The organism is Treponema bryantii (assembly GCF_036492245.1).
Taxonomy (GTDB): Bacteria; Spirochaetota; Spirochaetia; order Treponematales; family Treponemataceae; genus Treponema_D; species Treponema_D bryantii_C.
Map to the genome: position 1 here is coordinate 3,008,252 of NZ_AP025286.1, position 14,264 is coordinate 3,022,515.

The 14,264-nt window shown below is 35.2% G+C and carries 5 protein-coding genes; all 5 read right to left on the reverse strand.

The window, feature by feature from the left end:
* Nucleotides 1-4 precede the first annotated feature (4 nt).
* The 5 genes from AABJ44_RS13230 to AABJ44_RS13250 are packed head-to-tail and all read right to left on the reverse strand — an operon-like array spanning nucleotide 5 to nucleotide 14,259.
* Nucleotides 5-10,525, reverse strand: coding sequence for an amino acid adenylation domain-containing protein (locus AABJ44_RS13230; protein ID WP_338369519.1), 10,521 nt, complete (start codon nucleotides 10,523-10,525; stop codon nucleotides 5-7).
* Nucleotides 10,526-10,553: 28 nt separating this feature from the next.
* Nucleotides 10,554-11,480 carry a hypothetical protein gene (locus tag AABJ44_RS13235; protein ID WP_338369520.1) on the reverse strand — a complete coding sequence of 309 codons (927 nt, stop codon included), beginning with the start codon at nucleotides 11,478-11,480 and terminating at the stop codon, nucleotides 10,554-10,556.
* Nucleotides 11,481-11,484: 4 nt separating this feature from the next.
* Complete coding sequence (locus tag AABJ44_RS13240; protein WP_338369521.1) at nucleotides 11,485-12,336, reverse strand: hypothetical protein; 852 nt, start codon at nucleotides 12,334-12,336, stop codon at nucleotides 11,485-11,487.
* Between the two features lie 26 nt (nucleotides 12,337-12,362).
* Entirely contained in the window at nucleotides 12,363-13,580 is a 1,218-nt protein-coding gene (locus tag AABJ44_RS13245) for a hypothetical protein (RefSeq protein WP_338369522.1), read from the reverse strand.
* 1 nt (nucleotide 13,581) lies between these two features.
* The gene (locus AABJ44_RS13250) at nucleotides 13,582-14,259 is read right to left on the reverse strand and encodes an ABC transporter ATP-binding protein (RefSeq protein ID WP_338369523.1); all 678 of its coding nucleotides are present in this window, start codon (nucleotides 14,257-14,259) and stop codon (nucleotides 13,582-13,584) included.
* Nucleotides 14,260-14,264 lie beyond the last annotated feature (5 nt).

Below are 14,264 nucleotides of genomic sequence, written 5' to 3' on the forward strand. Positions count from 1 at the left end.
TTTTTCAATCTCCTAAAATTATCTTCAAATCATCAAAACTAATATCATTTGATGTAAAATCTTCTGCTACATATACAATTTTATTTTTATGATTTAATACATCAATTATTTCATGAATTGATTGTTCATACTTTTCTGTAAATTCTTTTACACCATCCTTCAAATCCGATGTTATATCTAATTCTATTCCATTCTCACTTGCATATCCGTTTATTGTTATAGCATTAAATAATTTTCCATCTGGATCAATAAATGACGGTAAATCTACATTTGTAGGTCTCAATGAAGTTGTATTATTTATCTTTAAATCTCCTAAGAAATTAAAACACACAGGAATATCTTCTTCATATTCACCTATCAAATAACCCAATCCATTATCAGGAACTTTAGATAATTCATTTCTTACATTCCAAAGTAAATCAAAATCATCAGTTATATCACTGGTATCAAATCTTACAGGGAACATAGAAGTAAACCATCCCACTGTACTATTAATTTTTGCCTTAATTAGTTCCTCTTCCCTACCATGACTTTCCATCATAATTTTTGCTTTTCTAATTCCATAGAAATGACACATAGTCTTAACTAAAGCGCAAACTAATAGTTCATGAACTGTAACATTGCTTTCTTTATATAATTCATTTAATAGATAATCTGAAAGTTCTTTATCTATATGAATTCTCTTGTTTTGCTTTATATTACAACGTTCAAGATGAATATAATCAAAGTCTAAATTCCTTTTCCAATATTCTGTATTTTTAATATAGGAGTCTGAAGTTTTATATTCTTTTATAGAATCAACCCATTTTTGGAAAGGAATGTAATGTATTGGTGATATTTGCTTATCATCAATAACGGATTTATAATTTCTATAAATCTGATCAACAAGAATTCTCCAGGATACACCGTCAATAGCAAGGTGATGAATTAACACTCCTATATAAGTAGTATTTCCTTCAACAATACAAATCTGTATCAATTTACCTTTTTCTATATCTATATCCTTATATAATGGTTCTATCTCTTTTCTCAGAACAATTTTAGGATCTTCAGATGTTTTGATATAATGTATGAAATCATAATTTAATGGTTCTTCCAGAATATATGATATCCAATTTCCAACAGAGTCTTTCTTATAAATTGTTCGGAAAATATCATATTGATTGTATATCTCAAGGATTACTTTTTTGAGTATTTCAATATCAATTTTCTTTAATGACTCTAATACAATTCCTTGATTATAATAATTTATATTTCCTTTCCAATTCTTGAAAAACCATTTCTGAACAGGAGATAAATCTGTTTCTCCTGTTCTAACTTTTATTTCTTCATATTTCGCGATTTGTACACATTCTGCTATTGCCTTTATTGTCTTCTGCTCGAAAATATCTTTTATCTCTAAGCCTAAGCCTTCGTTATTGAGTCTGCTTACTACCTGTATTGCCTTTATTGAGTCTCCGCCTATCTCAAAGAAACTGTCATTCCGTCCTACCTTTTCTACGCCAAGTACTTCCTTCCAGATTTCTGCAAGCTTCTCTTCCGTCTCTCCTTCTGGCGCTTCGTATTCACTGCTTCTGACTTCCTTTCCACCCTTCTCCTTCAGTTTCCTCTTGTCCACCTTTCCGTTCTTTGTTAATGGAATCTCTTCCACCTCTATGAACCTTCCGGGTATCATATACTCTGGCAGTCGCTCTGAAAGTTTCTGCTTGAACTCTTCATAATCTGTCTCTTCTTCCACTGCTATGTAGCCCACAAGGCTCTTTACTCCTCCTTTCTCTTCTACCACTACACAGCTTCCCTTTACTCCTTTCTGACTCTCTATTGCGGCCTCTATTTCTCCTATCTCTATTCTGTATCCGCGGATCTTTACCTGTTCATCTATTCGTCCAAGATACTCGATGTTTCCCTCTTCGTTCCATCTTCCAAGGTCTCCGCTCTTATATATACGCTCGCCTTCTTTCCACGGACTTTCTATGAACTTCTCCTGGCTTATCTCTTCCTTATTGATGTACCCTCGGCCGACTCCTTCTCCTCCTATCCACAGTTCTCCGCTTACTCCTTCTGGACATAGTTTTCCGTTTCGGTCTACTATATAGATGTTCTCATTATCAATCGGCTTTCCTATCGAGACATTATTTATATCTTTGGCTTCATCATATCTGTAAATCATACAGCCTACGACTGTTTCTGTTGGGCCGTATTCATTATAGATTGTCACTTCATGGTTATACTTTTCTTCTATTCCCCTGCATACTTCTCCTGTCAGGTTCTCCCCTCCAAGTATCATCGTATGTATATTCTTTCCTCTTTTTCCGTTCTCCTTCATTACCTTCAGGTGGGTCGGAGTCAGCTTTACTATTCCTATTCTTTCATCTTCTTCTATTTTTTCTATCAGCCTGCTCTTATCTTCTGATGTTATTGTTATTATCCTGTTTCCTGATAATAACGGCACATATATCGAAGTTACTGTCAGGTCAAAGCTTATTGATGAATGGAATGCAAAACCGTTTTCTTTTCCTTCCCTCACATACTGCTTTATTGCCCATGTTATGTAATTTACAACGCCGTTCTGTTCGAGCATTGCACCTTTTGGCTGCCCGGTTGTTCCTGATGTGTATATGATATATGCAAGGCTCTTTCCGTCGTTTATTACTTCCGGATTGTCTTCCCTTTCACTTTCCGCTTCCCTTATCAGGATTCTTTCCTTTCCGCTTTTCTCCGTTGCCTTATACCCTTCCTCATCACACAATATTAATCGTGCTCCCGAGTCTTCCATCATGTAGCGGATCCTATCCTCAGGATATTCAGGATCTGCTGGTACATATGCTCCTCCTGCTTTCAGGATTCCAAGCATTCCCGCTACTATTTCGATTCCTCGCTTTCCGCTTATTCCTACCCGCTCTTCTTTCTTTATTCCTCTTTCCCTAAGCCAGTGCGCTATTCGGTTTGCCTTTCGGTTCAGTTCTCCGTAACTGATGCTTCCGCCTTCTTCCTCTATCGCAGTTTTTCCTTCACTCTTCTTTACCTGCTCTTCAAACAGCTCGGCTATTGTCTTTCCTTCCGGATACTCTGCTTTTGCCCCTTCATGTCTTGCTGTCAGTGCCTTTTCTTCTTCTTCACTCTGTAACCTTATTTCTCCGATTCGTTTTGTTCCCTCGTCGATTATTCCTTCTGCTGTCTTCTCCAGCCACTTCCAGTATCTGTCTATTAATTCGTCGCTGTATCTTCCTTCCTCATAATCTATTTCGAATATATCTTCTGCTCCCTTTCGGCTTCCCTGTATCGTTAATCCGAATTTTACTCCTGAGACTTCATTCTTTTCTGTTTCTACTTCTATTCCTTCTCCGAACTCTAAATATTCGCTTCCTACTCCTTCTATATTCTGCCATGCAAACATTACTTCAAACAGTGTTTTTCCTTCCCTTCCGGCATACTTACTTATTTCCTTCAGTGAACATTCATTCCTGTCAAAGGCTCTGCTTATTCCTGCCTTTATTTCTCTCTCATACTCTTCCTTCTCTTTTGTTCCTTCAGGCCTTGCTCTCATTGCTAAGGTATTTACAAACATTCCTATTACATTTTCTATTTCCCTTTCTTTTCGCCCTGCCTCTACTACCCCTACTACTACATCTTCCTGTCCGCTTATCTTCGACAGCATTATTGTTATTGCTTCATAATAGAACATAAATGCTGTCAGTCCCTTTCCCCGACAGTATTCTTCTATCCTTCTGCGTTTTTCTGTGCCTATCTTATATGTCCTGACTTTTCCCTTTCCATTTCCCTTTCCGCTGGTTATCAGTTCCATTTCTTCCAGGGGTTCTTCATACACTTCTTCCCAGTACTTCTCTGCTGCTTCTTTCCTGCGGCTGTATTCTTCTCCTTTCTGCCATTCTGCATAATCTGCATATCTTATTTCTGGTTTTTCTTTTTCTTCTCCTCTGTATATTTCACTCAGGTCTTTGATTATAAGGCTTGTTGATACTCCGTCTGCTGCTATATGATGCATATCTGTACACAGTACTACTTCATTCTCTGTTTCCAGTATCTCTACCCTTATCAGGCTGTCTTTGCTTAAATCAAACCATCTTACAAATGCTCTCTTCTGTTCTTCTATTTCTTCTTCTCTTACTTTTTTTACTTCTACTTTTATTCTTCCTTCTTTATTTATCTTCTGCTCTAGTTCACCTTTCTCATTCAGCCTGTAATTTGTCCTCAGGCTTTCATGCCGCTCTTCTATCTTCTCAAATGCTTTCTTCAGCCCTTCTACATTTACTTTGCCTTTTAGTCTCAGGAATACTGGCATATTGTAATTTATATTTCCCTTTCCTGCCCTTTCATGCTCTATATATATCTGCTGCTGTTCTGTTGTCGTTGCATACCACTCTTTTTCTGCGACCCTTTTTATATGCTCGTATTTTACTTCCTCTCCAGCTTTCCTTACTATTGCGCCTATTGCCTTTATTGTCTTCTGCTCGAAAATATCTTTTATCTCTAAGCCTAAGCCTTCGTTATTGAGTCTGCTTACTACCTGTATTGCCTTTATTGAGTCTCCGCCTATCTCAAAGAAACTGTCATTCCGTCCTACCTTTTCTACGCCAAGTACTTCCTTCCAGATTTCTGCAAGCTTCTCTTCCGTCTCTCCTTCTGGCGCTTCGTATTCACTGCTTCTGACTTCCTTTCCACCCTTCTCCTTCAGTTTCCTCTTGTCCACCTTTCCGTTCTTTGTTAATGGAATCTCTTCCACCTCTATGAACCTTCCGGGTATCATATACTCTGGCAGTCGCTCTGAAAGTTTCTGCTTGAACTCTTCATAATCTGTCTCTTCTTCCACTGCTATGTAGCCCACAAGGCTCTTTACTCCTCCTTTCTCTTCTACCACTACACAGCTTCCCTTTACTCCTTTCTGACTCTCTATTGCGGCCTCTATTTCTCCTATCTCTATTCTGTATCCGCGGATCTTTACCTGTTCATCTATTCGTCCAAGATACTCGATGTTTCCCTCTTCGTTCCATCTTCCAAGGTCTCCGCTCTTATATATACGCTCGCCTTCTTTCCACGGACTTTCTATGAACTTCTCCTGGCTTATCTCTTCCTTATTGATGTACCCTCGGCCGACTCCTTCTCCTCCTATCCACAGTTCTCCGCTTACTCCTTCTGGACATAGTTTTCCGTTTCGGTCTACTATATAGATGTTTTTGTTATAAATAGGTTTTCCTATAGGAGGCATATTCTCTTCTGCTTCTGCATATGTACTCCAGATTGTATCTTCCGTTGGTCCATACAGATTATACAGCTTATACCTTTCATTCTTTATTCCGTATCTTAATAGATCTCCTGCTGTCAGAAGAATTTCTACACACTCTGGTATTTCATATCGTTCTTTCAGCACTACATTCATATATGCTGTTGGCATGAATACGATATTTATTTTCTTTTCCTCTACAAATTCTATTAAATTATGTATATCGTTCTTCTGTTCTTTTGATGCTATGTATAAACTGTTTCCATGTATTATGCAGCTGAATATTTCAAATACCGACGCATCAAAACTGATGCTTGCCATTTGCAGCATCCTGTTTTCGTCTTTTTTCAGGAATATGTCTTTATATGCATACACTGTATTTACCAGGCTTTTGTGTTCTATCATTGCACCTTTTGGCTGCCCGGTTGTTCCTGATGTGTATATGATATATGCAAGGCTCTTTCCGTCGTTTATTACTTCCGGATTGTCTTCCCTTTCACTTTCCGCTTCCCTTATCAGGATTCTTTCCTTTCCGCTTTTCTCCGTTGCCTTATACCCTTCCTCATCACACAATATTAATCGTGCTCCCGAGTCTTCCATCATGTAGCGGATCCTATCCTCAGGATATTCAGGATCTGCTGGTACATATGCTCCTCCTGCTTTCAGGATTCCAAGCATTCCCGCTACTATTTCGATTCCTCGCTTTCCGCTTATTCCTACCCGCTCTTCTTTCTTTATTCCTCTTTCCCTAAGCCAGTGCGCTATTCGGTTTGCCTTTCGGTTCAGTTCTCCGTAACTGATGCTTCCGCCTTCTTCCTCTATCGCAGTTTTTCCTTCACTCTTCTTTACCTGCTCTTCAAACAGCTCGGCTATTGTCTTTCCTTCCGGATACTCTGCTTTTGCCCCTTCATGTCTTGCTGTCAGTGCCTTTTCTTCTTCTTCACTCTGTAACCTTATTTCTCCGATTCGTTTTGTTCCCTCGTCGATTATTCCTTCTGCTGTCTTCTCCAGCCACTTCCAGTATCTGTCTATTAATTCGTCGCTGTATCTTCCTTCCTCATAATCTATTTCGAATATATCTTCTGCTCCCTTTCGGCTTCCCTGTATCGTTAATCCGAATTTTACTCCTGAGACTTCATTCTTTTCTGTTTCTACTTCTATTCCTTCTCCGAACTCTAAATATTCGCTTCCTACTCCTTCTATATTCTGCCATGCAAACATTACTTCAAACAGTGTTTTTCCTTCCCTTCCGGCATACTTACTTATTTCCTTCAGTGAACATTCATTCCTGTCAAAGGCTCTGCTTATTCCTGCCTTTATTTCTCTCTCATACTCTTCCTTCTCTTTTGTTCCTTCAGGCCTTGCTCTCATTGCTAAGGTATTTACAAACATTCCTATTACATTTTCTATTTCCCTTTCTTTTCGCCCTGCCTCTACTACCCCTACTACTACATCTTCCTGTCCGCTTATCTTCGACAGCATTATTGTTATTGCTTCATAATAGAACATAAATGCTGTCAGTCCCTTTCCCCGACAGTATTCTTCTATCCTTCTGCGTTTTTCTGTGCCTATCTTATATGTCCTGACTTTTCCCTTTCCATTTCCCTTTCCGCTGGTTATCAGTTCCATTTCTTCCAGGGGTTCTTCATACACTTCTTCCCAGTACTTCTCTGCTGCTTCTTTCCTGCGGCTGTATTCTTCTCCTTTCTGCCATTCTGCATAATCTGCATATCTTATTTCTGGTTTTTCTTTTTCTTCTCCTCTGTATATTTCACTCAGGTCTTTGATTATAAGGCTTGTTGATACTCCGTCTGCTGCTATATGATGCATATCTGTACACAGTACTACTTCATTCTCTGTTTCCAGTATCTCTACCCTTATCAGGCTGTCTTTGCTTAAATCAAACCATCTTACAAATGCTCTCTTCTGTTCTTCTATTTCTTCTTCTCTTACTTTTTTTACTTCTACTTTTATTCTTCCTTCTTTATTTATCTTCTGCTCTAGTTCACCTTTCTCATTCAGCCTGTAATTTGTCCTCAGGCTTTCATGCCGCTCTTCTATCTTCTCAAATGCTTTCTTCAGCCCTTCTACATTTACTTTGCCTTTTAGTCTCAGGAATACTGGCATATTGTAATTTATATTTCCCTTTCCTGCCCTTTCATGCTCTATATATATCTGCTGCTGTTCTGTTGTCGTTGCATACCACTCTTTTTCTGCGACCCTTTTTATATGCTCGTATTTTACTTCCTCTCCAGCTTTCCTTACTATTGCGCCTATTGCCTTTATTGTCTTCTGCTCGAAAATATCTTTTATCTCTAAGCCTAAGCCTTCGTTATTGAGTCTGCTTACTACCTGTATTGCCTTTATTGAGTCTCCGCCTATCTCAAAGAAACTGTCATTCCGTCCTACCTTTTCTACGCCAAGTACTTCCTTCCAGATTTCTGCAAGCTTCTCTTCCGTCTCTCCTTCTGGCGCTTCGTATTCACTGCTTCTGACTTCCTTTCCACCCTTCTCCTTCAGTTTCCTCTTGTCCACCTTTCCGTTCTTTGTTAATGGAATCTCTTCCACCTCTATGAACCTTCCGGGTATCATATACTCTGGCAGTCGCTCTGAAAGTTTCTGCTTGAACTCTTCATAATCTGTCTCTTCTTCCACTGCTATGTAGCCCACAAGGCTCTTTACTCCTCCTTTCTCTTCTACCACTACACAGCTTCCCTTTACTCCTTTCTGACTCTCTATTGCGGCCTCTATTTCTCCTATCTCTATTCTGTATCCGCGGATCTTTACCTGTTCATCTATTCGTCCAAGATACTCGATGTTTCCCTCTTCGTTCCATCTTCCAAGGTCTCCGCTCTTATATATACGCTCGCCTTCTTTCCACGGACTTTCTATGAACTTCTCCTGGCTTATCTCTTCCTTATTGATGTACCCTCGGCCGACTCCTTCTCCTCCTATCCACAGTTCTCCGCTTACTCCTTCTGGACATAGTTTTCCGTTTCGGTCTACTATATAGATGTTCTCATTATCAATCGGCTTTCCTATCGAGACATTATTTATATCTTTGGCTTCATCATATCTGTAAATCATACAGCCTACGACTGTTTCTGTTGGGCCGTATTCATTATAGATTGTCACTTCATGGTTATACTTTTCTTCTATTCCCCTGCATACTTCTCCTGTCAGGTTCTCCCCTCCAAGTATCATCGTATGTATATTCTTTCCTCTTTTTCCGTTCTCCTTCATTACCTTCAGGTGGGTCGGAGTCAGCTTTACTATTCCTATTCTTTCATCTTCTTCTATTTTTTCTATCAGCCTGCTCTTATCTTCTGATGTTATTGTTATTATCCTGTTTCCTGATAATAACGGCACATATATCGAAGTTACTGTCAGGTCAAAGCTTATTGATGAATGGAATGCAAAACCGTTTTCTTTTCCTTCCCTCACATACTGCTTTATTGCCCATGTTATGTAATTTACAACGCCGTTCTGTTCGAGCATTGCACCTTTTGGCTGCCCGGTTGTTCCTGATGTGTATATGATATATGCAAGGCTCTTTCCGTCGTTTATTACTTCCGGATTGTCTTCCCTTTCACTTTCCGCTTCCCTTATCAGGATTCTTTCCTTTCCGCTTTTCTCCGTTGCCTTATACCCTTCCTCATCACACAATATTAATCGTGCTCCCGAGTCTTCCATCATGTAGCGGATCCTATCCTCAGGATATTCAGGATCTGCTGGTACATATGCTCCTCCTGCTTTCAGGATTCCAAGCATTCCCGCTACTATTTCGATTCCTCGCTTTCCGCTTATTCCTACTCGCTCTTCTTTCTTTATTCCTCTTTCCCTAAGCCAGTGCGCTATTCGGTTTGCCTTTCGGTTCAGCTCTCCGTAACTGATGCTTCCGCCTTCTTCCTCTATCGCAGTTTTTCCTTCACTCTTCTTTACCTGCTCTTCAAACAGCTCGGCTATTGTCTTTCCTTCCGGATACTCTGCTTTTGCCCCTTCATGTCTTGCTGTCAGTGCCTTTTCTTCTTCTTCACTCTGTAACCTTATTTCTCCAACACATATTTCTTCCTGTGCATAACACATTCTGATAATATTTTCAAAATAGTTATTCAATAAAATTACATCAGATTCAGATAGTCTATCTATTAAGAAATCATAGTTAATATTTAAACATTCCTGATTATCTCTATCATCTATATTTATGCATAATGTTTCAGTCTGCATATTATTTGCAAACCATATTGTTTTTGAAGGAATCCCTAATTCAATATTTGCATTTTGATAACTTATCATTACATCATAAAGAGGTCCGGTTTTTATGCCACTACTTCTTAGATCATTTAATAAATCTGAATATGTATAATTATGATGTCTAAAAACTTCAAATATTTTCGTTTTAAATTTTTCAATTAATGTGCCATATGTATCATTTTCATTAACTTCCGAAAAGACTGGATGAACAGTAACAAACATACCTGCTGTATTCTTTTCTTTTTTACCAAAGCGATTTAAGACAGCAGTTCCTAAGAAAAACGAATCTACACCTCGATTCAATTTGTACATGAGAATTTGTATTGCAACAAATAAGATATTATATTTTGAACAATTATACTTTTTCTCTAATGCATTGATTTGATTATAAAGTTCTCCTTTTATGAAAAAGGATTTTCTTAAAGATTTATACGAACTAACATCTTTATTACTAAGCAATGTTATATTAGGAACTTTATTATATTCTGAAATAAAGAAATCTTTATCTACCTCAATTCTTTTAGCAAAACTAATTTCTTTTTCTTCACATAAATCAATATAATTATAAGCTTCAACTGGTTTGCCTTGAATCAAATTAGCAAATTGAATTCCTAATAAAGAAAAAGTCCATGCATCTGAAATAATATGATGTATTCTTCCTAAAAGACCACACTTATTATTTACATAAATAATATATAAGGTGCAAAGTTCTTCGTCAAAATCAAAAGATTTACCTGCTATTTTATCAGCAAATTCTTTTAACTCAGATTCATCACGAAATTTTTTTATTGCAATATTATTTCTATATACAAAATCCTTTACTTCTTGCTGTACAGTACCATTTTTCTCAGTTATCTTTACGCGAAGCATATCGTTGATTTCATATATCTTATTAACAGCTTGTAAACAAACATCTTCTGAAGCTATATAATCCAACAAAATACAACCACAAATTGTATTAATTGAACCTCCTATTACTTTTTGCTGATTATAAATTTGAAGCTGATACTTTGTTAAATTATATTTCATTTTTTCCCTCTTTTTATTTACTAAAAATCTATTTTATATATTCGTGAGCTAATTTTTCTTTAAGTTTATTCCATTCATTAACTGATATTTTATTTTTCTCTGCTAATGAAAACTTAAAACTTTTATAATTTGGATTTCCACAATTTTTTGTATTGATTTCTATAACGTCATAATTTTCTGTATCGATATAAATCTTCCCATCTAGATTTTCATAACCATTTACGACCAGATCAAAAATGTAGCATTTCTTGGATTTGTATATTGATTCCTCAATAAACTTACAATCAGCTTTTCCTACATACATATTGATTTGCTTATTCAATCCCAAAATACTTTTCAAAATATCTATTCTGGTCGAACAGTTCGTATTCATCATTCCAAATGAAAAATCTTTTGTTTTATCTTTTAAGAATGGAATCATTGTTATTAAATCAACGAAATCTATATTTATATTGAATAAAGGCATAGCTCCATACTTCAAAGGAGCTTTTACTTCATTTTTTAATATAGTTTTTACAGTATTATCTGTATATAACGCCTCACATACTTTTGTAACTTCATACTTTCCATTTACAAAATAGGCTTCCATTTTCTTTGGTTGAAAATGTTCTAAATCAAAATCGCATGTTACTAAATCAATATTACTATGAGTTTGAGGATATAATTTATAACTCTCACTCCTTACAGCTGTAGGATAATATACATATATATCTGCAGGCTTCGAATCATCCTGATTTGATTTTATATAGTGATATAAAGTTCCAGTTTTATCGTAAATAGAACCTATCTCTACTTCTTCCTCAGAAAAAAAATTGCAGAAGTTCTCTATCTGATTTACAGTTACATTATTTTTATAAGGCAAAGGAATGAATAGCAGCCATCCAACTATAAAAAAAACAATAAGAAGTAAAATAAAAAAGAGTAATACACAATAACCTATTATTTCTTTTTTCATCAGATTACTCCTTTGGTTCAAATCCTAGCCTTATACGAGCCTCTTCTGTTTTTTCATCAACAAAAAGATTCCAATCGTTTAGATTCATGACTTTTCTATTACGGAAAGAAATATCAAGTTTTCCAACTGGTCTAACATTTAAAGTATTTGTATACTTCATAACTTTCTTATATTTGTCATTTTTATCTAACCAGATAGTCTGTTTCTTTCCTGTAGCCTTTGCCAGAATACCCTTTTGTGAAATCTCCCACTTTTCACAATTAATTCCATTTACACTTTCATCTCCACAATAAGAAACAACTGAAGTACTTACTGCACCGTTATAGAGAGTGCCTACTTCAAAGCTTTTATAATTGCCTGAATAATTTCTCATAGCAAACCATAAATCTAATTGATATAAAGACATTTCATATAAAGGATATAAAGGGGTATTTTTTTTCAACGAATATGATTTCAATTCTTTTTTGTTATTGTAATAAGTCATCGATGTTTTTAATCTTTTATTTTTTACATCATATTCTGCAGTAGAAACATCATTTCCTGAGATTTTCAAATAAGAAAATGGATTATAACCTTTTACTTTTTTCCAGGAACAAACATCAGGATTAATTTCTCCTGATACAATCATTACCATAGGTGATACAGTTGAAAAATCGATAAAACACTCAACTGTTTTATCATCTTTCACATAGAAATATAAATTCATTTCTTTTTTTCCACCTAATTCTTTGATGTAATATGAATACATATTACCAACATCCATCATTTTTGCAGAATCATACTTAAGCTCTTTAATTTGCGCAAAACACAATGAACTTAAAAATGCTAAAACCAAGAACATTAAATTCTTTTTCATATTTACTAAATCTCCTTGAAATTAATTTATAAAAGTATTTTTGCTCCAAGAACTAACGACCATTCTTCGCCGTTGTATAAACAAGCTTCACTGTTATTTCCTCCAATATTAATTTTAAATATGGACTGTAACTGTAAAACCTGTTGAATTAAATAAGATAAATCTAAAGTAACTGTATTTCCTACATATGAAGCATTATCATCAAAATTAGGAAATGTAATGATATCTGAAACAGTTAATGATAAATTAGAAATAAAAGTGTAATTAAACAAAAGTGCTATATTATGATTAAAAAAATTTGATTTTTTATTGTAAATTGAATTGTAATAGGCAGGCACGTTATTTAGTATATTTGCTATATCAGATGATTCCTCATTGGTATATCCATTATTACAAAAACAATATTCTGCTATAAAATAAAAATCTGATTTATAGTACTTAAAACCTAAACTTGCATTAAAATCAAATCCTGTTTCTTTTTCAACAATTGAAATATTCTCATTCTTTTGAACTATTCCATATTTTGTTCTTTTCATATTCATCATTAGTTCTGAATATATGGTTAAATAATCAAATTGAATGGACATTGAAATTCCAATTGGAAAATTATTAAATTCTTTTATATCCAGAATGTATGAATAAAGCGAAAGTCCAAAATTGTTATAATATATATCTATAATTGACAATAATGAAATATCATCTAAGTCTTTTTCAAGATCATTAGATTCAAAATATAACAATTCAGAAAAACTAATAAAACTAAATGGAGTCCAAGAGAAGAAAAGTGCTCCAGTTCCTTCATAGATAGTACTTACGATGTCATTTCTTCTTTGATTAACAATATTGACCAGTGGGAAAAAATTATTATAACCAAAATTAAAAACTTTTTTCCCTAAACAAATTTTTGAATTGTTAAGATTCCAATTTAAATATAATTGATTTATATCAAAAAAAAATGAAGTTCGTTGTTTTTGATTATTGTTATTATAATTTACCATTGAACCATAACATGATAAATCTATCTGCGCATAAAGATTATCTATCGGGTATAAAGTAAATGAGGTATCCAAAAGCCCCATCATCTCGGCTTGAATTAAATCTTTATTTACATTAGCAAAGAAACCATTAGTTGAAGGTTGTGTTAAACTTGCATATGTAGATGCTGATCCAGTAAAGCTAAAATCGAGTGAAAAAAGTTTCACAAGTGAAAAGAGAAAAATAAAAGCACAAATATTTTTTTTCATATTATTTTACCTCTATCTTCTCGATATTTCCATCACGTAAAAAAGCAATTTGTTTCATATATTCCAAAATCAATTCATCGTGAGTGGCAAAAACAAATGTAGTACCTAACTTCTCATTCATTTCTCTCATGAGCGAAATAATCTGTTTTGAGTTTTCAGTATCCAGATTGGCAGTAGGTTCATCAGCAATTATTACAGGAGGCTTTCTTACAAGGGCTCTGGCTATAGATACTCTTTGTTGCTGTCCGCCAGATAACTCTCCCGGCTTATGATATAAGTAATCTTTAAGTCCAACATTTTCAATTGCAAATTCAATTTTCTCTTTAATATTCTGTTTCTTTTCCCCTTGAATAAGAAGAGGAATCTCAACGTTCTCATATACATTTAATTCTGGAATAAGATTATAATTCTGAAAGACAAACCCTAAATATCTTTTCCTAAATTCTGATCTTCCTTTTGCATCTAAAACTCCAACATTTATATTATTAAGAAAATACTTTCCAGAATCTGGGATATCCAATAATCCAAGAATATTTAATAAAGTAGATTTTCCACTTCCAGACGGCCCCTTTAATGCAATAAAATCACCATCATTAATATTTAAAGATACCTCATTTAAAGCTATAACCTCATGAGCATCCCTTTTATATACCTTTCTTAATTTTTCTACTTTTATCATGTAAT